Source organism: Roseobacter sp. FCG-D35 (assembly GCF_033436665.1).
In the GTDB taxonomy this organism is placed as follows: domain Bacteria; phylum Pseudomonadota; class Alphaproteobacteria; order Rhodobacterales; family Rhodobacteraceae; genus JAWQFO01.
This window is the reverse complement of the sequence record NZ_JAWQFO010000003.1, coordinates 185,888-210,043: the sequence shown is the minus strand read 5'-3', so window position 1 is coordinate 210,043 and position 24,156 is coordinate 185,888. Positions and strand designations below refer to the sequence as shown.

Sequence of the window (24,156 nt, the reverse complement as noted above, 5' to 3'; positions counted from 1 at the left end):
GAGGTTTATAGCAGTTTTGCCGGGACCATCTAGGACCGTATGTGCGATTCGCCCCGCGATAACGCCGCAGGCCGCGCGCCCCACGGTCCTCTTCGATCCGCTACCGCGGTTCGGACAGGTCAAGGATCACCGGCATCTTTCCGGGCAATCCAGGCCCCGAGCGGATTGGCGGTCGCGCCGTGCAGGACGAGGCTGAACAGAACGGTGCAGGCGACAGTCAACGCCATCGTCTCTCCGTTCGGCACGCCGGCCTGCAGCACGATGATCACAAAGACGATGCTGGCCAGTCCGCGCGGACCGAACCAGCCCAGAAACAGCCGGGTCGACATCGGCTCGCCGGTGCCCCTGAGGGCGAGAACGTTGGGCAGAACCCGGACCACTGTCAGGCTGAGCAGGGCGTAAAGAACGACGGCCCACGTCGCCTTGTCGATCAGCGGGCCGAGCACGACGACACCAAACAGGAGCCAGGTCAGCAGCGCCAGCGTTTCGCCAATGGCTTCGGCGGCGTGGACCAGCCGGTGAGTACTGTCGCCGGCGATGAACCCGAAGATCATGCCGCCGGCAAAAGCGGCGATATAGCCGCTGCCGTGCAGGCTCTGGGCGGTGGCAAAGCAGGCCAAGGCCAGCGCCACCGTGGTCATCTGCACCCAGGTCTCCGAAACCAAGCCCCGTTTCCCGCAGACGCGCAGCAAGCCGCCGCCGATGAGGCTCAGTCCCGCACCCACCACAAGCCCGATGCCCAGCTCCTTCACAAGAAGCGTCAGCCCGTGGCCGCGCCCCGCGCTGGTGCCCATCTCGAGGGCGATGAACAGGAACAGGATCGGGACGCAGAGCCCGTCATTGAGGCCACTCTCGACGTTCAGACCCTCGCGCAGGCGCGACGGCACGTCAGGGTTGGTGACCACCGCCTTGCCAAGCGCGGCATCCGTCGCCGCCAGCATGGTCGCCAGAATCGCGGCCTCATAGACGCTGAGGCTTCCGAACAGCGCAAGGGCGGCAAGAAAGCCCAGCAGGATCGCGCCCGGCAGTCCGATCAGCAGCATCCGGCCCGGGATCGTGTAGCGTTCCCTCAGGACACGCAGGTTCGCGTTGGCTGCATCGATGAACAGAAACAGCGCCAGCGTCAGGTCGGCAAGTATTCTCATCAGCGTGTCGGGGTTGTCGCCGGGAAACCAGCCCAGCGCCGATGGCCCCATCAGGAAACCTGCGGTGACGAAGATCATCGGTCCCGAGACGACGGTTTGCTCGAGACTTTTCGACACGAGGCTGTAAAGGAACACGAAAGTGGCGAGGACAGCGAGCTGGTCATACATGGCGCTCTCCTAATCGTTCGTGCGCGGGACGGTGCCGAGACGGTCGTGCCGTGCAGTTTGCAAGCGCGTCATCACGGACAGGATCACCGCGACCGGGGGGCATGAGAGGCGTGGCGTCGCGCCCGGTCCTTTCCGGTGCCGAAAGGTCCGGCGTGTCTGGCCGTAGTCGATCAATGCCCGCCGAGCACAAGGGTCTGGATCGGCATCAGGATCGCCTGGATGCGCAGGATGGCCGCGTGGACAAGGCCGACCGCGTCGATGGCATGAAGCACGACCTTGCGCCCCGTGCCGATCTCCGGGTCGTCAAGCAGGTCGTGGTTGCTGGTATAGGTGTTCGCGATGCAGCTTGCGCCTTGCGGCAGCCCGTCGAGACCGCCTTCGACCAGCGGTTCGAGAATGACCGTGATGGTGCCCGTGGTCGGCATCTGCGAGATGTCGAAAAGCTGGTCGGTCGGACGCACCTGTCCGGACGCGATGACGTCCTGAACCTGGGTGACCACCACCGGAATGATCTCCCACGGCCGCGACGCGCAGGCGATCTCGCCGATCATTCCGGGCTTGATGACCTGGCTCTCAATCTGGCCGAACCCGGCGGCGAGCCCGGTCACGTTGCGCATCGGAACGAGGATGCCGGCCGGTCGCAGCATCGGGTTCACCACGTCACCGGGACGCAGCGAGAACTGCTGGACGTAGCCGTCGGTGCCCGCGACCACGAGCGTCTTGTCGAGCTGGACCTGCGCCTGGTGCAGTTCCGCCTCGGCGCGGGCCTTGCGCGACGGCAGGTGGAAATCGATCTCTGCCTGGATCGTGTCGCGCGCGGCGACGGCGGCGTCGACCGCGCCCTGCTGCGTTTCGACCTGCACCAGCGCCCGCTCGACTTCGCGCCCGGACACCGTCGTGTTTCCTTTCTGGAACAGGGCGTTGCGCGTCTCGTACTCGTCCTGCGCCTGTCTGAGCACGCCCTGCGCCTGTTCGATCCGGCCTTCCGCTTCCTTGAGCTGGGAGGCGGCGACGCGCGCCTGGGCGTCGATCTCGGCGATACGCCGTGTCGCGGTTTCGACCGCAGCGCGTTGTTCCAGATCGTCGAGACGGAACAGCGGCTGGCCCCGTTCGACCTGCTGGTTGATCTCGACGAAGGTCTCGGCAACCCGTCCGTTGCTTTCCGGCAGGATGGTCATCGTGCGGAAGATCGAGTTGGCCGACTTGGTCGAGGGGTGGAAGTAGAAGACCGCCGTAATCAGGCAGACCGTCAGCATGACGCACAGGGTGATACCCCAGCGCAGCTCGTACCAGACCGTGAACAGGTTGATTTCCCGCCCCACCCGTTTGCCCTGCACAAAGCGGCGGAACAGGAAGTCGGGCAGGATGGTGATGCTGGAACAGAGCAGGAATTCAAGCATGGCTCAGCGCTCCTGCGGCCCGGACCGGTCGGCCTCATCCGTCGGCGGAGCGTCCTGCGGCGTCAGCCCGGACATCCGGCCCAGCGACGCGGCCATCAGGTTGATCGGGGTCGAGAAGTCGGGAATAGGCACTAGCGCCAGCAGCAGCCCGACGATCCAGAACGCGTGATTATGCGTGAACAGCGCCAGCAGCGCGAGCACGGCGACGATTTCATACTGAACTTTCTGCCCGCGATGCGCCATGTGTTCGGGCAGCGCGTGAAGCTTCAGGTAGATCACGCCGATCCCGACCACGATGATCACCAGAAAGACCCCCATCGAAGTCAGAAGCCAGTCTCCGGACCCGGGCATAGTGATGAACGATGGCAGGTGATGCGGCGCCGCGGGGTGGAGGGTTGCCATCAGGTCCGCGTCTGTCGCCATGAGGTCTTTCCGCTTGTCGGTCAGGAGCGATACCGCCTTGTACGTCCGCTGCCGATTTCGATCCGGACAAGCAAAAGTTGATTGCCCCCACGCCAACACAATTAGACGAAGTTTCGCTCTCGCTCAACAATGCGCATGAGGATGCAAGGCCGCTCCGGTTTCGTGACTGAAGTTCCCGCAAGACCGCACAATTCATCCCGCCACCGGGACCGGCCGGATTGTCACGGGTAGCAGTTGGAAACCGAGCGCTGGGCGGCACCCGGCGCGGACAGCGCCGGGCGGGGAAGCGACATCAGAAATCGAGGTTTTCCACGCTCAGCGCGTTTTTCTGGATGAATTCGCGGCGCGGTTCGACCACGTCGCCCATCAGCTTCGTGAAAAGATCGTCGGCCTCGGCCACGTCGTCGATCTTGACCTGCAGAAGGGTGCGCGCGTCCGGGTCGAGCGTGGTTTCCCAAAGCTGATCCGGGTTCATCTCGCCCAGCCCCTTGTAGCGCTGCAGCGTCAGGCCCTTCTCGCCTTCCTCGAGGATCGCCTCGAGCAGACCGACAGGCCCGTGGATGACCTGGCTGCGATCCTTGCGATGCAGGGACGCGGGCAGGCCGTAGACGTCCTGCAACGCCTTGGTGAAGCTGCCGGTCTTTTTGGCCTCGCCGCCGCGCAGGATCTTGCCGTCGAGCGTCCGGACCTCCTCGACCCCGCGCAGGATCCGCGCAAGGCGGATCCCGTGGTCCTGGGTGATCCGGCCCTGCCAGCCGCGTTCGTATTCCAGCGCGATCAGGTTCAGCCGTGCCGCCACCTTGTCGGCCACGCCCTGCAGGTCGGCATCCACCGCACCCGGCGAGAAAGCCCCCGCAATGGCCGCCTGTTCCAGGATGTGGCGCGGGTAATGCGTCGGGAAGGCGTCGAGCACGCGCTTGAGCTGGCGCGCCTCCTCGACGACCCGGCGCAGGTCCTGCCCGGTGATCTCTTCGCCGTTGCCCTGCCGCAGCATGGCGCCCTCGATGCCCTGGTCGATCAGGTATTCCTCCATCGCCGCCTGGTCTTTGAGGTAGACCTCGGACTTGCCGCGGCTCACCTTGTAGAGCGGCGGCTGCGCGATGTAGAGGTGCCCGTGCTCGATCAGCTCCGGCATCTGTCGGTAGAAGAAGGTCAGCAGTAGCGTGCGGATATGCGCGCCGTCCACGTCGGCGTCGGTCATGATGACGATCTTGTGGTAGCGCAGCTTGTCGAGATTGAACTCGTCGCGCCCGATCCCGGTGCCCAGCGCCATCACGAGGTTGCCGATCTCCTGGCTCGACAGCATGCGATCGAAGCGCGCGCGCTCGACGTTGAGAATCTTGCCCTTGAGCGGCAGGATCGCCTGGGTCGAACGATCCCGCCCGGTCTGTGCGGAGCCGCCGGCGCTGTCGCCCTCGACAAGGAATACCTCGGTCTTGGAGGGATCCTTCTCGGAACAGTCCTTGAGCTTGCCGGCGAGGAAGTTCACGTCCATCGCCGTCTTGCGCCGCGTCAGATCACGCGCCTTGCGCGCCGCCTCGCGGGCGCGGGCGGCCTCGATGATCTTGCCAACCACGATGCGCGCCTCGTTCGGATGCTCCTCGAACCACTCGGCGAGCTTCTCGTTGACCAGACCCTCGACCGCCGGGCGCACCTCGGACGAGACCAGCTTGTCCTTGGTCTGGCTGGAGAATTTCGGATCCGGCACCTTCACCGACAGCACGCAGGTCAGCCCCTCGCGCGCGTCGTCGCCCGAGAACTGAACCTTCTCCTTCTTGGCGATGCCGCTCGATTGGGCGTAGTTGTTGATCGTGCGCGTCAGCGCCCCGCGAAAGCCCGCCATGTGGGTGCCGCCATCGCGCTGCGGGATGTTGTTGGTGAAGGGCAATACGTTCTCGTGGTAGCTGTCGTTCCACCACATCGCCACCTCGACGCCGATGTCGTCGCGCTCGCCGGTGATGAAGATCGGCTCGGGCATCACGGACGACTTGTGGCGGTCGAGATACTTCACGAATTCCTTGACGCCGCCCTCGTAGAAAAGTTCGGTCTGCAGGGTCTCGGCATGGCGTTCGTCGATCAGGATGATCCGCACGCCCGAGTTCAGGAAGGCGAGTTCGCGCAGACGCTTTTCCAGCGTCTCGAAGGAATAGTCGAGGTTGGAAAACGTGTCGGTCGAGGCCATGAAACGCACCTCGGTCCCGGTGCGCTCGGTCTCGCCGACGACGCGCAGGTGCTCGACCGTATGCCCGCCCTCGAAGCGCGCGTAGTGTTCCTTGCCCTCGCGCCAGATGCGCAGTTCCAGCCAGTCCGAGAGCGCGTTGACCACCGAAACGCCAACGCCGTGCAGGCCGCCCGAGACCTTGTAGGAGTTGCTGTCGAACTTCCCGCCGGCATGCAGTTGGGTCATGATGACCTCGGCCGCCGAAACGCCCTCGCCCTCGTGGATTCCGACCGGGATTCCGCGCCCGTTGTCGGCGACGGAAACCGAGGAATCCTCGTGGATCGTGACGGTCACGGAGTCCGCATGACCGGCCAGCGCCTCGTCGATGCCGTTGTCCACGACCTCGTAGACCATGTGGTGCAGACCCGAGCCGTCGTCGGTATCGCCGATGTACATGCCCGGACGTTTGCGGACAGCTTCCAAGCCCTTGAGAACCTTGATGGAATCCGCGCCGTATTCTTCGGGACGTCGCTCGTTTTCGGACATGCCGTCTCACCTTCTTATTGTCCGCGATTTATACGATTTCCGGCAGGGATTGTCACGCCGAAGACACAATATTTTGTGTCACAGCAGGGGGATGAGCAGACCGACGCAGATCAGCAGAACGCCGCAGACAAGGTTGATGCGCCGCATCGTGTCGCGCCCGGTCACGGCGCTGCGGAAATGCCCGACAAGTGCCGCAACGGCGAGGTTTCCGACCAGCGGAATCGCGACCGAACAGAAGATGATCGCCATCACGTCCAGCACGCTTACCGTGCGCAGGTCGAAGAACCCCGGCAGCACGCCCATGTAGAACAGCACGGCCTTCGGGTTGCCGAGAATTGCGACCAGCCCGGCCGCGAACCCGGCCCACCGTCCGGGGCGGGTCAGGCGGCTGTCCGCCCCGATCCGCGCGTTGGCGTGGCGGATGAGTTGCAAACCCATGACGATGAAGACGCCGCAGGCGACAAGGCGCAGCACTGCCATGAAGGTGTCGAAGACCGACAGGATCCAGCTGATCCCCAGAACGGCGACCAGCGGCCAGAGAATGTCGCCCACGCTTACGCCCAGCGCCAGGGGCCAGGCCGCGCCGAAGCCGCCCGAGAGCGCCCGCGCGGTGATCGCCAGCCAGACCGGCCCCGGCGTCAGGAACAGGATCAGCAACGCCCCTGAATACAACAGCAGGTCGGCGGCCGACGCGGTCACGCGACGGCCCCCACCTCGGAGATGCCGTCGCGCTCGGTCACCTCTAGATACTGCGCACGGTCTCCCAGCGCGTCGAAAAGCTGCGGCTCGGTCCCGGTCATCCAGGCCTGCGCGCCCAGAACGCAGATCTCGTCGTAGAGCGCCGCACGGCGGTCGGGGTCGAGATGGGCCGCGACCTCGTCGAGCAGCAGGATCGGCGCGGCGCCGAGGTCCTCGGCCAGCGCCCGGGCATTGGCGAGGATCAGCGAGACCAGCAAGGCCTTCTGCTCGCCGGTGGAACAGTCGCGCGCCGCCACGTCCTTCTCGGCGTAGGTGCCCCGCAGGTCGGACCGGTGCGGTCCGATCAGGCTGCGACCCGCGGCCATGTCCCGCGAACGATTGTCCGTCAGGGCCGCACGCAGTTCGTCCACGCTGCACGGCATGTCCGCCTCGGCCTGCACGAGGTCGAGCGCCGCCACCGGAAAGGCGGTCGCGGCCCCGTCCTGCGCCCTGCGCAGGCGCTCCAGCGCCGTGACGCGGTTCTCGTGGATCGCGATCCCGGTCTCGGCCATGCGGGCCTCGAGCGCGCCATACCAGGCCGGATCGCGCACCATGTCCTTCAGCAGCCGGTTGCGCTCTCGCATGGCTTTTTCATACGCGATCGAGGTCTCGGCATGCGACGGCGCAAAGCTGAGCGTCATGCGGTCGAGAAACCGCCGCCGTCCCTCGGCGCCCTCGATCCACAGCCGGTCCATCGCCGGGATCAGCCAGAGCACGCGGCAGAGCCGCCCCAAAGCGGTCTGCGGCGCCGGCTTCCCGTCCAGCCGGACCTGCCGCGCGGCACCGGTCTCGGACCAGATCTCGACCTCGTGGACGCCGTCCGGTGCCGCGACCACCGCCTGCACCTTCCAGCCCAGCGCCTCGGGCCGGCGTGTCATGTCCTCGGCACTGGCCCGGCGCAGGCCACGGCCCGGGGACAGAAGGGAGATCGCCTCGAGAAGGTTGGTCTTGCCCACGCCGTTACGCCCGTGGATCGCCACGGGGCGCGTGTCAGCGCTGAGACGCGCAACCCGGTGCGACCGGAAGTGGGACAGCACGAGGTCGGAAACGAAGAGGCGGCTCATGGCGCCCTACCCGTTTTCTGATCCAGAAAACGGACCGGAATTTTGCAAAATTCCGGCCGCTTCACACGCGCATCGGCATGACCACGTAGACTGCCGACGTGTCGTTGCCTTCGCGCATCAGGGTCGGGTCGCCGGAGGAGTTGAACAGGAACACCGCATTCTCGCGGTCGACCTGGCTTGCGATCTCGAGCAGGTACTTGGCATTGAAGCCGATCTCTAGCCGCTCGTCGCCATAGGCCACCGCCAGTTCTTCCTCGGCCGCCCCGCTGTCGGGCGCGTTGACCGACAGCACCAGACGATCCTCGTCGAGCTGCAGCTTGACCGCGCGCGACCGTTCGGAGCTCACCGTGGCGACCCGGTCGACGGCCCGCGCGAAATCGCTCGCGTCGACCTCCATCCGCCGGGTGTTGGCCTGCGGGATGACCCGTGTGTAATCCGGGAACGTCCCGTCGATGACCTTCGAGGTCAGGGTGATGTCAGGGGTCGCGAACCGCACCTTGGTCTCGGAGACCGAGACGGCGATCTTCATCTCGTCGTCCTCGAGCAGCTTGCGCAGCTCGCCCACGGTCTTGCGCGGCACGATCACTCCGGGCATCTCGCCGGCCCCCTCGGGCAGGTCGGCATCGATCCGCGCCAGCCGGTGGCCATCGGTCGCCACGCAGCGCAGGCTCCGCCCGTCTTCGGCATCCGCCACATGCATGTAGACACCGTTGAGGTAATAGCGCGTCTCCTCCGTCGAGATCGCGAACTTGGACTTGTCGAAGAGCCGCCGCAGCACCGGCGCGGGCGCCGAGAAGTTCGAGGCGTATTCCGAGCTTGCCATGACCGGAAAGTCTTCCTTCGGCAGGGTCGCGAGCGAGAAGTTCGACCGGCCCGCCTCGACAGTAAGCCGCCCGACCGCACTGTCGGCGGTCAGCGTCACCAGCGCCCCGTCGGGCAGCTTGCGCACGATCTCGTGCAGCGTGGTGGCGGACACCGTCGTCGCACCCGCGCGCTCGACCTGGGCCGGGGCCTTGTCGACCACCTCGATGTCGAGGTCGGTGGCCCGGAACGACACGGTGTCGCCCTCGGCCTCGATCAGGACGTTGGCGAGGATCGGGATGGTGTTGCGCCGTTCGACCACGGATTGCGCCTGGGCCACGGCTTTCAGTAGCGCCGCGCGTTCGATGCTGAGTTTCATTTGCCCTCATCCCTCCGGTCTGCCGGGATGGGCAAATTACCCCGTTCCCACGGCTTAACAAGCGTTTTCATGATTTCTCCGCGCTATTCGGCGGAGCGTCAAGGCACGCCCACGGTTGCGCCGCGAAAACCGGCATGTCGGGAGGAGGTGTGCGCGGACGGGCACACCATGGCCGCCCACTACCGGGCGCGGTCGGCGAGACTGAAGGGAAGCGCGGCCCGGCGATGCGGGCCGCGTCCGGCGTCAGGCTTCGAGCGCCCTGCGCAGCAGTTCCAGATCTTCGGCGATCTGGCCGTCGTTCTGCTTGAGCTCCTCGATGCGCTTGACCCCATGCATGACGGTGGTGTGGTCACGCCCGCCGAACCGGCGCCCGATCTCGGGCAACGAGCGGCTGGTCAGCTGCTTGCACAGATACATCGCCACCTGCCGCGGCCGCGCATAGCTGCGCAGGCGCTTCGGACCGATCATGTCGCTGAGGCGGATGTTGTAATGGTCCGACACCTTGCGCTGGATCTCTTCGACGGTGATCTTGCGCTCCGAAGCGCGCAGTACGTCGCTGAGGCAGTTCTGTGTAAGCTCCATGTCGATCTCGCGCCCGACCAGCGAGGCGAAAGCGAAAAGCCGGGTCAGGGCCCCTTCGAGCACCCGGACGTTGGTCGAGATGCGATGCGCGAGAAACTCCAGCACGCCGTCCTTGATCACCAGCCCCGGGTAATTGGCGCGCTGCGCCTCGACCTTGCTTTGCAGGATGCCGAGCCGCAGTTCGTAGTCGGTCGGGTGCAGGTCCACGATCAGCCCGCATTGCAGGCGCGACTTCACGCGGTCCTCGAGGTCCTTGATCTCGCCCGGCGCGCGATCGGCCGAGATGATGATCTGCTTGTTCTGGTCCACCAGCGCGTTGAAGGTGTGGAAGAACTCTTCCTGCGTGCTGTCCTTGCCGGCGATGAACTGGACGTCGTCGACCATCAGCACGTCGACCGAGCGGAAGATCTCCTTGAAGTCCATCATCTTGCGGTCGCGCAGCGCCTGGACGAAGCGGTACATGAACTGTTCAGCCGAGAGGTAGAGCACGTTGAGCTCGGGCTTGCGCTGCTGCAGTTCATGCGCGATCGCGTGCATCAGGTGCGTCTTGCCCAGGCCTACGCCGCCGTAGAGGAACAGCGGGTTGAAGGTCACGGGGCCGCCTTCGGCCACGCGGCGCGCGGCGGCATGGGCCAGCTCATTGGGCTTGCCGACCACAAAGCTGTCGAAGGTGAAGCGCTGGTCCAGCGGCGCGGTGTTGAGAACGCCGTTTGCCGCGGGTTTCGCCTCGGCTGCGGTGTCCTCTGCCGGGGCCGGCGCCGGGCGCTGGGTCTGCACGTTCGCCGGAACGGAAAAGGTCAGCCGGCGGACGTCCGGCACCTCGGATTTGAGTTCGTGCAGGATCAGGTCCGCGAAGTTCTGGCTGACGTAGTTGCCGAGGAAGTTCGTCGGCACGTCGAAGAAAGCCACGCCATCCTTCTGGCTGCGAAACTCGATCGGCTCGATCCAGGTGGTGTAGTTGTTCTGCCCTACAGTCTTCAGGAGCCTTTTCCGCAGCTGGCCCCATTGTTCTTTCGTCATAACCTTACCGCGTTCCTCTAGCGTTCCCATGTCAACACCGCCCCCGTGTATCGGGATCGGCGTCCGGCGCGGACATCGGCACAAACCTTCCCTTCCCGGCCTCCCCGCAGAAGCCGGCTTTGCCCCAAAAGGACAAACCGCAAGGTTGGCTTCAGGACCGCCGCGTCGGCCCAGTTCCGGACCGTTCACGCGGCAGATCGTGCCGACCGCACCTAGTCATTCGACAGGGCATGATGCCGGCAAAGGCCGGCGCATGCAGACTGTATCGTCGCGGGTCCCGCGACGCCCAGCCCCTGAAACCGATTGGATCCGCCGCAACACGGAAGGTTTCAGGGCCCGTTCCCCCAAGGCGAAATGAATCGCTGGATACTCGTACCAACTTCGCCTGCGAAGCGGCAACTGAACTTCAAACTTGACTCTGCATTTTGAGAAAAGAATCTGCGGCCGCCGAAAGGCCGTGGCAAATCGGCCATAGAAAGAAAAAGAACGCCGCACGGGGCGGCGTTCAGTTAAGCATTTGTCAACTTTTCGGAAGTGCCGGTCAGGCCAGCGACTTCACCCGCGAGGACAGGCGCGACATCTTGCGCGCAGCGGTGTTCTTGTGGAACACGCCCTTGGTGACGCCGCGCATCAGCTCGGGCTGGGCTGCCTTGAGCGCCGCCGCGGCCGCGTCCTTGTCGCCGGAAGCGATGGCTTCCTCGACCTTGCGCAGGTGGGTACGGATGCGCGAACGACGCGCCTTGTTGATGTCGTTGCGCTTGACGTTCTGACGCGCGCGCTTCTTGGACTGGGGCGTATTTGCCATGGTGCGATCACCTTCGGGTTCGTGTTGTCTCGGTCGCGCGATGCGAACCCGGTCCGGTCGGAAACGACCTGGGTGATTCTAGCCTGAGCGGGCTGCACGCGCATGTATCGGGCGCTCTATAGAGAGTTTGCGGCGGAATGCAAACCGCAATTCGACCGCGGCCTCGCGCGCCCGCTCACTTGTCGCGGAACTGCGCCTCGCGCTTTTCGAGGAAGGCCGACATGCCCTCCTTCTGGTCCTCGGTCGCGAACAGCGAATGGAACACGCGGCGTTCGAACAGCAGGCCTTCGCGCAGCGGCACCTCGTAGGCGCGGTTCACCGCCTCCTTGACGACCATCACTGTGATCATCGACTTCTCGGCGATCTTCTGGGCCGCGGCCATCGTCTCGTCCATCAGCTTCTTTGCCGGCACGACGCGGCTGACCAGTCCCGAGCGCTCGGCCTCGGCGGCATCCATGAAGCGGCCCGTCAGGTGCATGTCCATCGCCTTCGACTTGCCGACAAGCCGCGTCAGGCGCTGGGTGCCGCCGATCCCGGCAACCACCCCGAGATTGATCTCGGGCTGGCCGAACTTGGCGTTGTCGGCGCAGATGATGAAGTCGCACATCATCGCAAGCTCGCACCCCCCGCCCAGCGCGTAGCCCGACACCGCCGCGATGATCGGCTTGCGGATGCGCATGATCTGTTCGGTTTCGGGGGTGAAGAGATCGCCCGAGAAGGCTTCGACGAAGCTCTTGTCGCGCATCATCGCGATGTCGGCCCCGGCAGCAAAGGCCTTTTCCGAGCCGGTGAGAACGATGCAGCGGACCTTCTCGTTCTCCTGCGCCGCGGCGAGCGCCTCGGCAAGCTCGCCGAGCAGTTCGTCGTTCAGGGCGTTCATGGCGCTCGGCCGGTTCAGAGTGATCAGGGCGACATGGTTGTCCACGTCCACGATGATCGTTTCATAGGCCATGAAAAAGCTCGCGGTTGCTTCGGTATGAGGTTCGCAGCAATACCACGCGAACGCCCCTGTTCAACCTATCTTTGGCACCGCGCGCAAAAGAAAGAGGACCGTCCCGACTGCACGATCCGGCCGACGCTGGCGGTGCAATCGGGCGTGCGACAGGGCTGGTCCTCGCGCCCGTAGACGTGGAAGCTATGCTGGAAATATCCAAGCTCTCCATCGGCTTGCCGGAAATCGCGCAGCGAAGAGCCACCGGCCTCGATGGCTTCGCGCAAGACGTCTCTGATCACCGGAACAAGTGTCTCGACCCGGCCGGCGGAAATTCGGCCGGCATGACGCGTCGGCCTGATTTTTGCGCGAAAGAGCGCCTCGCAGACATAGATATTACCGAGACCCGCGACGACCCGCTGGTCGAGAAGTACCGACTTCACCGGGCTGCGCCGCCCCTTGAACGCCCCGACCAGATGCGCCGCGTCAAAGCCGTTGCCCAGCGGTTCAGGCCCGAGGCCGGCAAGCAGCCTGTGGGTCTCGGCGGCATCGGTCGGCACCAGGTCCATCGCGCCAAACCGGCGCGGGTCGTTGAAGGTGATGCGGGCGCCGGTGTCCATATGCAGCACCACGTGGTCGTGTTTCTCCGGCGCCGGATGATCATGCGCGAAAACGCCCAGCGGATCGCCAGACACGAGCATCCGGCCCGACATGCCCAGGTGTATGAGCAGCGTCTCGCCCGAGGCGAGGTCGGCCAGGATGTACTTCGAGCGCCGCCGCAACCGCAGGACCGTCTGCCCTGTCAGGCGCGCGGCCATGTCGGACGGAAACGGCCAGCGCAGGTCCGGCCGATTGACCTCGGCGCGCGCGATCGCGGCGCCCTCCATCACCGGCGCCAGCCCGCGGCGGACCGTCTCGACCTCTGGAAGTTCGGGCATCGGCCCCCTCGTGATTGGCCCTGTGACAAGGGGTCCATTGTGCATGCCCCCGCGCAGCCTATAACAAAGGTCCGAACGGCAAGGACCGCAAGAGCCCATGAGCGACAAGACAGACAGCACCACGCATTTCGGCTTCGAGACCGTGCCGGAAGGCGAGAAGGCCGGGCGCGTGCGCGGCGTCTTCAGCTCGGTCGCCAGCCGCTATGACGTCATGAACGACCTGATGAGCCTCGGCATCCACCGGATCTGGAAAGATGCGATGCTCGACTGGCTGGCACCGCGCCCGGGCCAAAAGCTGCTCGACGTGGCCGGCGGCACCGGCGACATTTCCTTCCGGTTCCTGCGCCGCGCGGGCAGCGGGCACGCCACCGTGCTCGACCTCACCGAGTCGATGCTGGACGAGGGTCGCAAGCGCGCCGAAGCGGCCGAACTCGGCGACAGCCTCGATTGGGTGGCGGGGGACGCGATGGCGCTGCCCTTCGAGGACGCGAGTTTCGACGTCTACACGATCAGCTTCGGCATCCGGAACGTGACCCGGCCGCAGGAGGCGCTGAACGAGGCGTTCCGGGTCCTGCGCCCCGGCGGTCGGCTGATGGTGCTGGAGTTCAGCCAGCTTCCCAACCCCGCGCTGCAGAAGGCCTACGATCTTTACAGCTTCAACGTGATCCCGCGCATGGGCGAGGTCGTGGCCCGCGACCGCGACAGCTACCAGTATCTCGTCGAGTCGATCCGCAACTTCCCCGACCAGGAGACCTTCCTCGGGATGGTGCGCGCAGCGGGGTTCGAAAACGCCAAGTACCGCAACCTCAGCATGGGTGTCGCCGCGTTGCATTCCGGCTGGAAACTCTGACATGCGCGGTCCGCACAACATCTGGCGCCTGATCCGGACCGGCGCGACGCTGGAACGCACCGGCGCGATGAACGTCGTTCTCGACGCCTTCGAGGCCCCTCCGGCCCTGCGCTTCGTCGCCCGGATGCTGGGCGTGCCGTTCAAGTGGCTGGGATATTCCGGCGATCCGGCGATGCCGCCGGCGACCCGGGCTCTGACAGCGCTGGGTCCCGCCTACATCAAATTCGGGCAGGTGCTCTCGACCCGGCCCGACATCGTCGGCGACGAGTTGTCGGTCCAGCTGCGCGTGCTGCAGGACAAGCTGCCGCCATTTCCGACAGAACAGGCGAAGGCCGAAGTCGAGCGCGAGCTGGGCCAGCCTACCGACGTCATCTTCTCCGAGTTCTCCGATCCCATCGCCGCCGCCTCGATCGCGCAGGTCCACAAGGCACGGCTTGCCGAGAACCGTGAACTGGTCGCGGTCAAGGTGCTGCGTCCGAACATCGAAAAGGCGTTCCGCAAGGACATCGACGCCTTCTACCTTGCCGCGCGCCTTGTCGACCTGCTGGCGCCCGGCGCCCGGCGCCTGCGCCCGATGGAAGTGATCGAGCATTTCGACGGCGTGGTGCGCGGCGAGTTGGACCTGCGGCTCGAATCCTCTGCCGCCTCGGAATTCGCCGCCAATACCGAGAAGGACGAGGGCTTTCAGCTTCCGACCGTGAAATGGGAGCATTCCGCGCGTCGCGTGATGACGCTGGAATGGGCCGAAGGCGTTCCCCTGGGCGACAATGCCGCCATCGACGCTGCCGGGCACGACCGGGTGGCGCTGAGCGAACGCGTGCTGACCCTGTTTCTCAGCCACGCGCTGCGCGACGGTTATTTCCACGCCGACATGCATCAGGGCAACCTCAAGGTCGCAGCCAACGGGAACATCATCGCCTACGACTTCGGCATCATGGGCCATATCGACGAGTACACGCGCCGGGTCTATGCCGAGATCCTCTTCGGGTTCATCCGGCGCGATTACAAGCGCGTGGCGCAGGTGCATTTCGAGGCCGGCTACGTGCCGATGGACAAGGACGTCGACGAATTCGCGCGCGCGTTGCGCGCCGTTGGCGAGCCGATCTTCGGCATGGACGCGACACGGATCTCGATGGGGCGCCTGCTGAGCTATCTTTTCGAGGTGACCGAACGTTTCGGCATGGAAACCCGGACCGAGCTGATCTTGCTGCAACGGACGATGGTCGTGGTCGAGGGGGTCGCGCGGTCGCTCAACCCGCAGATCAACATCTGGACCGTCGCGCGCCCGATCGTGTCGGATTACATCAACAAGTCCATCGGCCCGAAAGCGGTTCTGCGCGATCTGGGCCGCACGGCGCGCGTTCTGACCCGTTTCGGTCCGCGCCTGCCGGATCTGGTCGAGGCGGCTCTTGTCCGGCAAAGCAACTTTGAGCCACCCAAGCCCGGTGGCTTCAAACGCTGGATCGCCGGCGCCGCGATCCTCGGCGGCGCGCTGGGCGCCGCCGCAATCTGGCTGATTCAGGAATTGCTCTGACGCGGCTTACGCGACGCGTTCGATGGCCAGTGCGATGCCCTGCCCGCCGCCAATGCACATGGTGATCAGCGCCTTCGAGCCGCCGATACGCTCGAGCTCGTAAAGCGCCTTCACGGCGATGATCGCGCCCGTCGCGCCCACCGGATGTCCCAGCGCGATGGCCCCGCCGTTCGGATTCACCCTGGCGGCGTCGAAGCCCAACTCCTTGCTGACCGCGAGCGCCTGCGCCGCGAAGGCCTCGTTGCTCTCGATCACGTCGAAGTCGGCAACGGACAGCCCGGTACGGTCGAGCAACGCCTTCACCGCCGGAACCGGGCCGATGCCCATGACCTCCGGCCGCACGCCAGCATGGGCATAGCCGAGCACCCGTGCCTTGGGTTTCAGTCCGGCCTTCTCGGCCGCTTCCGCCGTCGCCAGCACGAGTGCGGCAGCCCCGTCGTTGATCCCGCTGGCATTGCCCGCGGTCACGCTGCCGTCCTTTCGGAACACCGCCGGCAGGCCGGCCAGCGCCTCGGCGGTGGTCATCTTGGGATGCTCGTCGGTGTCAAAGGGCACCATGTCTCGTTTGACCTGCTTTTCCACCGCGACGATCTGGCTGGCGAAACGTCCGTCCTCGATCGCGGCAGCCGCGCGCTCCTGGCTTTGCAGGGCGAAGCCGTCCTGTTCCTCGCGCGTCACCTGGTGCTCGCCCGCAACATTCTCGGCGGTCACCCCCATGTGGCCAGTGCCGAACGGGCAGTTGAGCGCGCCCAGCATCATGTCGAGGCTGCGCACGTCGCCCATCTTCGCGCCCCAGCGCGCATCCGGCATGATGAAGGGCGACCGCGACATGTTCTCGGCTCCGCCGGCGAGACCGAACTCCGCATCGCCCAGCATCAGGGACTGCACGACCGAAACGATGGCCTGCACGCCCGACCCGCACAGCCGGTTGACGTTCATCGCAGGCACGCTGTCGGGGATACCCGCGCCCATCGCGCCGACGCGCGACAGGTACATGTCGCGCGGCTCGGTGTTGATGACGTGGCCAAAGGCGACATGGCCGATCTGTCCCGGCTCGACGCCCGCGCGGTCCAGCGCAGCACCCGCGACGGTCGTGGCCAGGTCGCAGGGCGGCGTGCCGGCCAGCGATCCGCCGAAGCGTCCGATCGCCGTGCGCGCGCCGTCGAGTATCACGATTTCCTGTGTCATGGTTCAAACTCCCTTGTCGGTGTCGACTATGCGGAGCCACGCAGGGATTGTCAGCCGTTACCTTGCTGCACGCACCGGCGCCTTGACAGATCGGCGCGGTTCGTCGCATTTCTCCGTCATGACGGAAGACCGCGACGCTATCCTGACGCAGCTGCCCGCCCGCCTGAAGGAGGCACGGCGCGGCCAGGGCCTGTCGCTCGATGCCGTCGCCAAGCTTTCGGGTGTGTCGCGCTCGATGGTCAGCCAGATCGAACGTGGCGAGTCGAGCCCGACTATCGCGACGCTCTGGAACCTGACCCGGGCTTTGCAGGTCGATTTCGCCGGTCTGCTCGACGGCGCGGCAGCGCCGAGCCAGATCGAGGTGTGGCGCGACCGCCAGCTTCCGACCATCGACAACCTCGGGAAAGGCTGCCGGATCCGCATCCTGTCCCCGCCCGAGATGGCCGGTCGTCACGAGGTCTACGATCTCGTGATGGACACTGGCGCTGTTCTCGACAGTCAGCCCCACCGGCGCGGTGCGCGCGAACATCTGACCGTGGTCGAAGGCCGCGTCGACTTGACCAGCGCCGACGCGCACGAGAGCCTCGCCGCCGGGGACACGGCGCGCTACCCTGCGGACGTGCCGCACAAGATCTCGGCGACCGGCGGACCCGCGCGGGTCTTTCTCGTCGTGCAGGACAGCTGAACGGCACTCGACCGCGGAATCCGGCTTAACGGAGGATTTCCGCTAAACCGAATTTCCTCTATTCCGGAATCACGTCCGCAATGCTAGAAGCCTGGCAAAGGAGATGACAATGACCCAAGCCTTCCTGTCCCATGTCACCGAAATCCTCGCGCAGATCGAGGCGGACGGGATGATGAAGACGGAGCGCCTGATCACCTCACCGCAGGGCGGACGTATCACGGTCAACGAGCGCGAGGTCATCAACCTCTGCGCCAACAACTATCTCGGCCTCGCCGACCATCCCAAGCTGATCGCCGCAGCCGAGCAGGCGATGGACCCCAAGGGCTTCGGCATGGCCTCGGTCCGCTTCATCTGCGGGACGCAGGATCTGCACCGGGAACTCGAGCAGAAGCTCGCGGCGTATCTCGGCAAGGACGACTCGATCCTCTTCGCGGCCTGTTTCGACGCAAACGGCGGTCTCTTCGAGCCACTTCTCGGCCCCGAGGACGCGGTGGTTTCGGATGCGCTGAACCACGCCTCGATCATCGATGGGATCAGGCTCTGCAAGGCGAAGCGGTACCGCTACGCCAATTCCGACATGGACGACCTCGAAGGCCAGCTGAAGCAGGCGCGCGAGGACGGGGCGCGGCACATCATGATCGCCACGGACGGCGTCTTCAGCATGGACGGCTACCTTGCCAGGCTGCCCGAGATCACCGCGCTGGCCGAAAAATACGAGGCGTTGGTCATGGTCGACGACTGCCACGCGACCGGGTTCATGGGGCCGCAGGGGCGTGGCACGCCCGGACATTTCGGGGTCGACGTGGATATCCTTACCGGTACGCTCGGCAAGGCTCTGGGCGGGTCCATCGGCGGCTACATCGCCGGGCCGCAGCCCGTGATCGACCTCTTGCGCCAGCGCGCGCGGCCCTACCTCTTTTCCAACTCGCTGCCGCCCGCGATCGTCGCGGCGGGCATCGAGGCGCTGAATCTGGTCGAGGCGGGCGACGATCTGCGCACGCGGCTCTTCGACAATGCCTATTACTGGCGTGCCGGGTTGTCGGACCTCGGGTACGACCTGCTCGATGGCGAGCATCCGATCATCCCGGTCATGCTGGGCGAAGCGCAACTGGCGCAGGACCTCGCGGCTCGGCTCTTCGAGGAAGGTGTCTATGTGTCCGGGTTCTTCTTTCCCGTCGTCCCGCGTGGGCAGGCCCGGATTCGCACCCAGATGAACGCGGCACTCACCCGCGAGGATCTGGACCGGGCGCTCGCCGCCTTCCGAACCGCCGGAAAGGCCTGCGGAGTCCTGACTTAGAGACTGTTTTCTGCCGGAGGGCGAAACATGCAAACCAATGAAATGAAAGCGCTGGTCAAGGCCCATGCCCGCGAAGGACTCTGGATGCAGAGCGCCCCCGTGCCCGAGATCGGACCCGATGACGTTCTCATCCGGATCAACGCGACGGGCATCTGCGGCACCGATATTCACATTTGGAATTGGGACGACTGGGCGGCAAAGACCGTGCCGGTGCCGCTGATCACCGGCCACGAATTCGCGGGCGAGATCGTCGAGCTGGGGCGCAACGTGACCGACCTTGAGATCGGGCAACGCTGTTCTGGCGAAGGCCACCTGATCGGCAAGACCTCGCGACAAAGCCGCGCCGGCAAGTTCCACCTCGACCCGGCAACACGCGGCATCGGCGTGAACGAACCCGGCGCTTTCGCCGAGTACCTGCGCCTGCCAGCCTTCAACGTCGTGCCGCTGCCCGAAGAAATCCCCGACGAAATCGGCGCGATCCTCGATCCGCTGGGCAATGCCGTGCACACGGCGCTGAGCTTCGATCTGGTGGGCGAGGACGTGCTGATCACCGGTGCCGGGCCGATCGGGATCATGGCGGCAGCAGTTGCGCGTCATGTCGGGGCGCGGCACGTGGTGATCACGGATGTGAACCCGGATCGCCTGGCGCTCGCCGAGAAGGTCGCCGATGTGGTGCCGGTCAATGTCACGCGGCAGGACCTTTCGGAAACAGTCTCTGATCTGGGGATGAAGCAGGGGTTCGACGTCGGGCTCGAGATGTCCGGCAACCAGCGCGCGCTCGACCAGATGGTAGAGGCGATGACAATGGGCGGGCGCATCGCGATGCTGGGCATCCCACCGGGCAAGTCGCCCGTGGACTGGAGCCGGATCGTGTTCAAGGCGATCACCATCAAGGGCGTCTACGGCCGCGAGATCTTCGAGACATGGTACAAGATGATCGCCATGCTGCAGAACGGTCTCGACGTCTCGCAGGTGATCACTCATCGCTTTCCGGTCGATGACTTCGAGCAGGGATTCGAGGTCATGCGGTCCGGGCGCTCGGGCAAGGTTGTGCTGGACTGGCGTCAGCCGTAAGGCAGCGCCTGCCGACCCTCGTCACTCAATAGCCAAGCGTCGCGGCCCTCGAAGACCGCGGCATGCAGGTTGCGGAAATACCCCGCCCCGCCGTCGAGGTTCACCCGGTTCACGTATCGTGTCGGCCAGTCGAGCGCAGTGTGCCCATGTACCACCATCCGCCCGTGATCGGTGCGGTCCTCGAGGAAGCCCTGGCGGATCCAGACCAGATCCTCCTCGTCCTGCTCCTCGAGCGGCACGCCGGGGCGAATGCCTGCGTGTACGCAGATCAGGTCGTCAGTGACATGCATCGTCGGGAGCGAGGCAAGGAACTCCCGGTGCGCGTCCGGCACGGCCTCGACCGCCGCGGCATGGACCTCGGCCAGATCGGAGCGCTCGTGCGCCTCGACCCCGTAGGAGGCCATGGTCTTGTCTCCGCCGAGTCGCGGGTCGAACCAGTAGAGCCCAGGCCGCGTCGAGGGATCGTGTACCGTCCGCGCATCGATGAAGTTGCGCAGGTAGCGGTCATGGTTGCCCATCAGCGTGACCCAGTTCCGACCCGTACGCCGGGCCTCTGCCAGAAAGTCGATCACACCGGCGCTCTCAGGGCCGCGGTCCACGTAGTCGCCCAGCAGCACGACCCGGGCGTCCGGCCCACCGTCCGCCTCGATCAGCTCCATCACCCGGTGCAGTTCGTCGAGGCGACCGTGGATGTCGCCGATGGCATATATCGGTTCGCTCATGCCGAGCGGCCTAACCCATGGGCATGCGATTGGAAAGGGCGCTCAGCCTGCCGTGGGCAGGGGCGGCTCGCCGGCGTTCAGCGGCTCCATCAAGTCCGCGATCCGGTCGCGCAGCCAGCGGTGCGGAGCGGAGGCCGAGGCACGGCGATGCCAGACCATTCCGATCAGAGGCAGCGGCATCGGCATCGGCGGCGCATGGACGGTCAGGTCGAGCTTCCGCGCGATCTTGTACGCCATCTGCTGCGGGATCAATGCGACGTGATCGCTTTCGGCCACCGCACTGCAGACCCCGTAAAAGACCGGCATCGTCATCACCACCTGCCGCTTTCGGCCGACCTTGGCCAGGGCCGCGTCACCCATCGCCGAAAGGTTGCCCTCGGGCGAGAACAGGATGTGACCCAACGCACAGAACACATCCATCGGGACTGCAGCCGCCTCCGCCAGGTCTGCAAGCGCCGGGTGTCCGCGTCGGGCGATCATCGCGAAGCTCGAGTTGAACAACGGTCGCCACTCGGTCCAGGCGGGCAGATGCGCCGGACGCGGGATCAGAGCGAGGTCGACGTCGTAGGTTTCGAGCTTGCCGAGGTAGTTGTCCGGTACCAGATCGACCAGTTGCATGCGCATTCGCGGCGCTTCGCGGGCCAGCCGCTCGGCGAGCTGCGGCATCAGCATCTCGGCGAAGAAATCGCTGCCCGAAATCTTGAACCTGTCGGTCGAAACCGCCGGATCGAAGACCGGTGGCCCGGCAAGCACATGCTCGACCCGGTCCAGCAGATCTCCGAGCGGCAGGGCGAGCGCGCGGGCGTAGTCGGTGGGTTCCAGCCGCTGTCCGACCCGCACGAAAAGCGGGTCGTTCAGCGCGGCGCGCAAACGTCCCAAGGCCGCCGAGACCGCCGGTTGCGACAAGCCGATGCGCTGACCGGCCTTGGTCGTCGATTCCTCGCGCAAAAGCGCGTCGAGCACGCGCAGAAGGTTGAGGTCGAAGCTGCCCAAATTCATGAGACGAATAGATAACATACGATCAATCAATTTTGCGCATTAACTTTGAGGCGGCATCATCGACATGCCGGTTCGACGCCGGTTTTGAAACAGTTTCAGCATCCTGCCGGTCAGGACCGGCCATATTTTTCGAGTGAGGAGAACCGATATGAAGGATACCGATTTTACTGGTCTGCAATGGCTGGGCGTCACTTACGACATCATCCTGTCGAAAGAGGCGAGCGGCGGAACGATGTCGATCGTCGATTCCAACAGCCCCGCGGGCTCGGGTCCGCCGATGCACATCCACCACGATGCCGACGAGACCTTCGTCATGCTGACCGGGTCCTGCGATTTCGTGCGCGGCGGCGAGCGTCTGCGCGCCGGGCCGGGCGAGACGGTGTTCATTCCCCGCGGCACCGAACACACGTTCCGCGTCACCGACGACGGACCCAGCCGTCACCTGGTGATCCTGACGCCGGGCGGGTTCGAGGGCTTCTTTAAGGCGATGTCGGACGGTCAGTACGCAATTCCCGACGACATGGAGGATATCGGCCGCATCGCGGGCGAGCATCACCTGGAATTCACCGGACCGCCGCTGGAAGGCTGAAAACAGTCACTGAGACGGTCAAATCATACACGGGACAGAGGAACCTCCAATGAAAGGTCTATCTCTCGCATTCATGCTCAGCGGGATCGTCGCCGTCATCGTCGGGATGGTCTGGGGGCTGCAGATGGGCGCCAGCCAGGATCACACCATGGCGCCGGCCCATGCGCACCTGAACCTTCTGGGCTGGGTCAGCCTGTCGATCTTCGCGGTCTATTACCATCTCGTGCCCCGCGCCGAAGACAGCCGGCTTGCCAAGCTGCATTTTGCGCTGGCGGTGGGCGGGCTGATCCTGATGGTGCCCGGCATCGCCATGGCCAACGTGGGCCGTGGCGAGGGTCTTGCCATCGCCGGGTCGCTCGTCGTCTTCCTGTCGATGCTGGCCTTTCTCGTCGTTGTCCTGCGCACGCGCGAAACGGCGGACGCCTTGACGCCGGCCGGAACGTCTCGCGCCGCCTGAGCCCGGGACGAAAAAAGGGCGCCCCGCAGGCGCCCTTTCACGGTTGCTGACGTACCGCGAATTCAGGCGACGTCGAAGACCAGCGGCTTGACCTGGGTGAAGAGGCCGGTGTCCACCAGCTTGCCAATGACCGGGGCCGGCACTTCTTCGTCGACATAAAGCAGCGCGATGGCCTCGCCCTTCACCGCGGACCGTCCGAGCGTGAAGTTGGCGATGTTCACCCCGTTCTGGCCCATGGTCTGGCCCAGCGTGCCGATGATCCCCGGCACATCCTCGTTGGTGGTGTACAGCATGTGCGCGCCGACCTCGGCATCGATGTTGATGCCCTTGATCTGGATGAAGCGCGGCTTGCCGTCCGAGAACACCGTCCCGGCGATCGAGCGCTCGCGCTTCGAGGTCACCACGGTCACCTTGACGTAGCCGTCGAAGACCCCCGATTTGTGCTGGTTCGTCGTGGAGATCTGGATGCCGCGTTCCTCGGCCACCACCGGGGCCGAGACCATGTTCACCTCGGGGTTCACCTTCTTCATGATCCCCGCGATCACCGAGCAGTTCAGCGCCTCGAGGTTCATCTCGGCCACGCTGCCGTCATAGAGAATGTTGATCGCCTTGATCGGCTCGTCCGTCATCTGCCCGACGAACGACCCCAGGTGCCCGGCGAGCTTGACCCACGGCCCCATCACGCGGGCCTCCTCGGCCGTGACCGACGGCATGTTGAGCGCATTCTGCACGGCACCGGTCAGCAGGTAGTCCGACATCTGCTCGGCCACCTGCAGGGCGACGTTCTCCTGCGCCTCGGTGGTCGCGGCACCAAGGTGCGGGGTGCAGACCACGTTGGGCAGGCCGAAAAGAGGGTTCTCGGTCGCCGGTTCCTTCGAGAAGACGTCAAAGGCGGCTCCGGCGACATGGCCCGACTTGAGCGCCTCGGCCAGCGCCTCTTCGTCCACCAGTCCGCCACGCGCGCAGTTGATGATGCGCACGCCCTTCTTGGTCTTGGCGAGATTTTCCTTGGACAGGATGTTGCGGGTCTGATCGGTCAGCGGCACGTGCAGCGTGATGAAGTCGGCCCGGGCAAGCAGTTCGTCGAGATCCACCTTCTCAACGCCCATCTTGTCGGCCTTCTCCTGGCCCAGGAAGGGATCGTAGGCGATGACCTTCATCTTCAGCCCGCGCGCCCGATCGCAAACGATGCCGCCGATGTTGCCGGCACCGATCACCCCAAGGGTCTTGCCGGTCAGCTCGACCCCCATGAACTTCGACTTTTCCCACTTTCCGGCATGGGTCGAGGCCGAGGCTTCGGGGATTTGACGCGCGACGGCGAACATCATCGCGATGGCATGTTCGGCGGTGGTGATCATGTTACCGAAGGGCGTGTTCATCACGATGACGCCGCGCCGCGAGGCGGCGTTCTTGTCGATGTTGTCGGTGCCGATGCCGGCGCGCCCGATCACCTTCAGGTTCGGCGCGTTCTCGAGGATTTTCTCGGTGACCTTCGTGGCCGATCGGATCGCGAGACCGTCGTAATTGCCGATGATCTCGGCCAGCTTGTCCTTGTCCTTGCCCACGTCGGGCTGGAAATCGACATCGATGCCGCGGTCACGGAAGATCTGCACGGCAGCATCCGACAGCTTGTCGGAAATGAGTACCTTGGGGGCCATGT

At 65.2% G+C, this 24,156-nt stretch carries 22 protein-coding genes; 7 read left to right on the top strand and 15 right to left on the bottom strand.

Translation table 11 applies throughout. From position 1 onward, the window contains the following. Positions 1 to 119 precede the first annotated feature (119 nt). From R5H30_RS09325 to mutM, 11 genes are all read right to left on the bottom strand, one after another. Positions 120 to 1,313 (bottom strand): cation:proton antiporter, encoded by a 1,194-nt coding sequence (locus R5H30_RS09325; RefSeq protein WP_318327989.1) that lies wholly within the window; start codon positions 1,311 to 1,313, stop codon positions 120 to 122. 170 nt (positions 1,314 to 1,483) lie between these two features. Continuing rightward, positions 1,484 to 2,713 (bottom strand): HlyD family secretion protein, encoded by a 1,230-nt coding sequence (locus R5H30_RS09320; protein ID WP_318327988.1) that lies wholly within the window; start codon positions 2,711 to 2,713, stop codon positions 1,484 to 1,486. Positions 2,714 to 2,716: 3 nt separating this feature from the next. Continuing rightward, complete coding sequence (locus tag R5H30_RS09315) at positions 2,717 to 3,136, bottom strand: hypothetical protein (RefSeq protein WP_318327987.1); 420 nt, start codon at positions 3,134 to 3,136, stop codon at positions 2,717 to 2,719. Positions 3,137 to 3,428: 292 nt separating this feature from the next. Further along, entirely contained in the window at positions 3,429 to 5,843 is a 2,415-nt protein-coding gene (gene gyrB / locus R5H30_RS09310) for a DNA topoisomerase (ATP-hydrolyzing) subunit B (protein WP_318327986.1), read from the bottom strand. A gap of 78 nt (positions 5,844 to 5,921) precedes the next feature. Then, entirely contained in the window at positions 5,922 to 6,542 is a 621-nt protein-coding gene (locus R5H30_RS09305) for a LysE family translocator (protein WP_318327985.1), read from the bottom strand. After that, a complete protein-coding gene (recF, locus tag R5H30_RS09300; protein WP_318327984.1) occupies positions 6,539 to 7,645 on the bottom strand; it encodes a DNA replication/repair protein RecF in 1,107 nt (368 codons plus the stop codon). Before recF ends, R5H30_RS09305 begins: the two co-directional genes overlap by 4 nt. 61 nt (positions 7,646 to 7,706) lie before the next feature. Then, positions 7,707 to 8,825, bottom strand: coding sequence for a DNA polymerase III subunit beta (dnaN, locus tag R5H30_RS09295; RefSeq protein WP_318327983.1), 1,119 nt, complete (start codon positions 8,823 to 8,825; stop codon positions 7,707 to 7,709). 243 nt (positions 8,826 to 9,068) lie between these two features. After that, positions 9,069 to 10,427: a chromosomal replication initiator protein DnaA gene (gene dnaA / locus R5H30_RS09290; RefSeq protein WP_318327982.1), complete on the bottom strand. Its 1,359-nt coding sequence runs from the start codon at positions 10,425 to 10,427 to the stop codon at positions 9,069 to 9,071. Between the two features lie 541 nt (positions 10,428 to 10,968). Next, positions 10,969 to 11,232, bottom strand: a complete 264-nt coding sequence (gene rpsT / locus R5H30_RS09285; RefSeq protein WP_318327980.1) for a 30S ribosomal protein S20 — start codon at positions 11,230 to 11,232, stop codon at positions 10,969 to 10,971. A gap of 175 nt (positions 11,233 to 11,407) precedes the next feature. Next, a complete protein-coding gene (locus tag R5H30_RS09280; RefSeq protein ID WP_318327979.1) occupies positions 11,408 to 12,184 on the bottom strand; it encodes an enoyl-CoA hydratase in 777 nt (258 codons plus the stop codon). Positions 12,185 to 12,249: 65 nt separating this feature from the next. Continuing rightward, positions 12,250 to 13,101 (bottom strand): bifunctional DNA-formamidopyrimidine glycosylase/DNA-(apurinic or apyrimidinic site) lyase, encoded by an 852-nt coding sequence (gene mutM / locus R5H30_RS09275; RefSeq protein WP_318327978.1) that lies wholly within the window; start codon positions 13,099 to 13,101, stop codon positions 12,250 to 12,252. A 97-nt stretch (positions 13,102 to 13,198) separates the two neighbouring features. On the opposite strand from mutM, the gene ubiE reads away from it, so the two are divergent. Further along, a complete protein-coding gene (gene ubiE, locus R5H30_RS09270) occupies positions 13,199 to 13,951 on the top strand; it encodes a bifunctional demethylmenaquinone methyltransferase/2-methoxy-6-polyprenyl-1,4-benzoquinol methylase UbiE (protein ID WP_318327977.1) in 753 nt (250 codons plus the stop codon). A 1-nt stretch (position 13,952) separates the two neighbouring features. Then, on the top strand, positions 13,953 to 15,485 hold the full coding sequence (gene ubiB, locus R5H30_RS09265; protein ID WP_318327976.1) for a 2-polyprenylphenol 6-hydroxylase: 1,533 nt from the start codon (positions 13,953 to 13,955) through the stop codon (positions 15,483 to 15,485). A 6-nt stretch (positions 15,486 to 15,491) separates the two neighbouring features. Here the strand turns inward: ubiB and R5H30_RS09260 are convergent, their stop codons facing one another. Next, a complete protein-coding gene (locus R5H30_RS09260; RefSeq protein ID WP_318327973.1) occupies positions 15,492 to 16,673 on the bottom strand; it encodes an acetyl-CoA C-acyltransferase family protein in 1,182 nt (393 codons plus the stop codon). A 118-nt stretch (positions 16,674 to 16,791) separates the two neighbouring features. On the opposite strand from R5H30_RS09260, the gene R5H30_RS09255 reads away from it, so the two are divergent. The 3 genes from R5H30_RS09255 to tdh all read left to right on the top strand — a co-directional run bounded on the left by R5H30_RS09255 (position 16,792) and on the right by tdh (position 19,729). Continuing rightward, complete coding sequence (locus tag R5H30_RS09255; RefSeq protein ID WP_318327971.1) at positions 16,792 to 17,358, top strand: helix-turn-helix domain-containing protein; 567 nt, start codon at positions 16,792 to 16,794, stop codon at positions 17,356 to 17,358. Positions 17,359 to 17,467: 109 nt separating this feature from the next. Beyond that, complete coding sequence (locus tag R5H30_RS09250) at positions 17,468 to 18,655, top strand: glycine C-acetyltransferase (RefSeq protein WP_318327970.1); 1,188 nt, start codon at positions 17,468 to 17,470, stop codon at positions 18,653 to 18,655. Positions 18,656 to 18,682: 27 nt separating this feature from the next. Continuing rightward, entirely contained in the window at positions 18,683 to 19,729 is a 1,047-nt protein-coding gene (gene tdh / locus R5H30_RS09245; RefSeq protein WP_318327969.1) for an L-threonine 3-dehydrogenase, read from the top strand. On the opposite strand, the gene R5H30_RS09240 is transcribed toward tdh, so the two are convergent. Then, positions 19,720 to 20,451: a metallophosphoesterase family protein gene (locus R5H30_RS09240; RefSeq protein ID WP_318327968.1), complete on the bottom strand. Its 732-nt coding sequence runs from the start codon at positions 20,449 to 20,451 to the stop codon at positions 19,720 to 19,722. The two genes, tdh and R5H30_RS09240, sit on opposite strands and share 10 nt — an antisense overlap. Before the next feature lie 42 nt (positions 20,452 to 20,493). After that, on the bottom strand, positions 20,494 to 21,450 hold the full coding sequence (locus R5H30_RS09235) for a LysR family transcriptional regulator (protein WP_318327967.1): 957 nt from the start codon (positions 21,448 to 21,450) through the stop codon (positions 20,494 to 20,496). A 148-nt stretch (positions 21,451 to 21,598) separates the two neighbouring features. Between R5H30_RS09235 and R5H30_RS09230 the strand changes: the two genes are divergently transcribed. Further along, entirely contained in the window at positions 21,599 to 22,039 is a 441-nt protein-coding gene (locus R5H30_RS09230) for a cupin domain-containing protein (protein WP_318327965.1), read from the top strand. 49 nt (positions 22,040 to 22,088) lie between these two features. Further along, positions 22,089 to 22,496: a hypothetical protein gene (locus R5H30_RS09225; RefSeq protein ID WP_318327963.1), complete on the top strand. Its 408-nt coding sequence runs from the start codon at positions 22,089 to 22,091 to the stop codon at positions 22,494 to 22,496. 62 nt (positions 22,497 to 22,558) lie between these two features. Here R5H30_RS09225 and serA read toward each other — a convergent pair whose 3' ends face one another. Next, on the bottom strand, positions 22,559 to 24,154 hold the full coding sequence (serA, locus tag R5H30_RS09220) for a phosphoglycerate dehydrogenase (RefSeq protein WP_318327962.1): 1,596 nt from the start codon (positions 24,152 to 24,154) through the stop codon (positions 22,559 to 22,561). Positions 24,155 to 24,156 lie beyond the last annotated feature (2 nt).

What these genes read in the sequence shown, in the direction of transcription:
- dnaN (WP_318327983.1), bottom strand. Translation starts at nt 8,825, where the DNA reads ATGAAACTCAGCATCGAACGCGCGGCGCTACTGAAAGCCGTGGCCCAG.
- rpsT (WP_318327980.1), bottom strand. Translation starts at nt 11,232, where the DNA reads ATGGCAAATACGCCCCAGTCCAAGAAGCGCGCGCGTCAGAACGTCAAG.
- R5H30_RS09280 (WP_318327979.1), bottom strand. Translation starts at nt 12,184, where the DNA reads ATGGCCTATGAAACGATCATCGTGGACGTGGACAACCATGTCGCCCTG.
- recF (WP_318327984.1), bottom strand. Translation starts at nt 7,645, where the DNA reads ATGAGCCGCCTCTTCGTTTCCGACCTCGTGCTGTCCCACTTCCGGTCG.
- R5H30_RS09230 (WP_318327965.1), top strand. Translation starts at nt 21,599, where the DNA reads ATGAAGGATACCGATTTTACTGGTCTGCAATGGCTGGGCGTCACTTAC.
- R5H30_RS09260 (WP_318327973.1), bottom strand. Translation starts at nt 16,673, where the DNA reads ATGACACAGGAAATCGTGATACTCGACGGCGCGCGCACGGCGATCGGA.
- R5H30_RS09225 (WP_318327963.1), top strand. Translation starts at nt 22,089, where the DNA reads ATGAAAGGTCTATCTCTCGCATTCATGCTCAGCGGGATCGTCGCCGTC.
- ubiB (WP_318327976.1), top strand. Translation starts at nt 13,953, where the DNA reads ATGCGCGGTCCGCACAACATCTGGCGCCTGATCCGGACCGGCGCGACG.
- R5H30_RS09250 (WP_318327970.1), top strand. Translation starts at nt 17,468, where the DNA reads ATGACCCAAGCCTTCCTGTCCCATGTCACCGAAATCCTCGCGCAGATC.
- R5H30_RS09255 (WP_318327971.1), top strand. Translation starts at nt 16,792, where the DNA reads ATGACGGAAGACCGCGACGCTATCCTGACGCAGCTGCCCGCCCGCCTG.
- R5H30_RS09320 (WP_318327988.1), bottom strand. Translation starts at nt 2,713, where the DNA reads ATGCTTGAATTCCTGCTCTGTTCCAGCATCACCATCCTGCCCGACTTC.
- R5H30_RS09240 (WP_318327968.1), bottom strand. Translation starts at nt 20,451, where the DNA reads ATGAGCGAACCGATATATGCCATCGGCGACATCCACGGTCGCCTCGAC.
- ubiE (WP_318327977.1), top strand. Translation starts at nt 13,199, where the DNA reads ATGAGCGACAAGACAGACAGCACCACGCATTTCGGCTTCGAGACCGTG.
- tdh (WP_318327969.1), top strand. Translation starts at nt 18,683, where the DNA reads ATGCAAACCAATGAAATGAAAGCGCTGGTCAAGGCCCATGCCCGCGAA.
- dnaA (WP_318327982.1), bottom strand. Translation starts at nt 10,427, where the DNA reads ATGACGAAAGAACAATGGGGCCAGCTGCGGAAAAGGCTCCTGAAGACT.
- R5H30_RS09325 (WP_318327989.1), bottom strand. Translation starts at nt 1,313, where the DNA reads ATGTATGACCAGCTCGCTGTCCTCGCCACTTTCGTGTTCCTTTACAGC.
- R5H30_RS09235 (WP_318327967.1), bottom strand. Translation starts at nt 21,450, where the DNA reads ATGAATTTGGGCAGCTTCGACCTCAACCTTCTGCGCGTGCTCGACGCG.
- gyrB (WP_318327986.1), bottom strand. Translation starts at nt 5,843, where the DNA reads ATGTCCGAAAACGAGCGACGTCCCGAAGAATACGGCGCGGATTCCATC.
- mutM (WP_318327978.1), bottom strand. Translation starts at nt 13,101, where the DNA reads ATGCCCGAACTTCCAGAGGTCGAGACGGTCCGCCGCGGGCTGGCGCCG.
- serA (WP_318327962.1), bottom strand. Translation starts at nt 24,154, where the DNA reads ATGGCCCCCAAGGTACTCATTTCCGACAAGCTGTCGGATGCTGCCGTG.
- R5H30_RS09315 (WP_318327987.1), bottom strand. Translation starts at nt 3,136, where the DNA reads ATGGCGACAGACGCGGACCTGATGGCAACCCTCCACCCCGCGGCGCCG.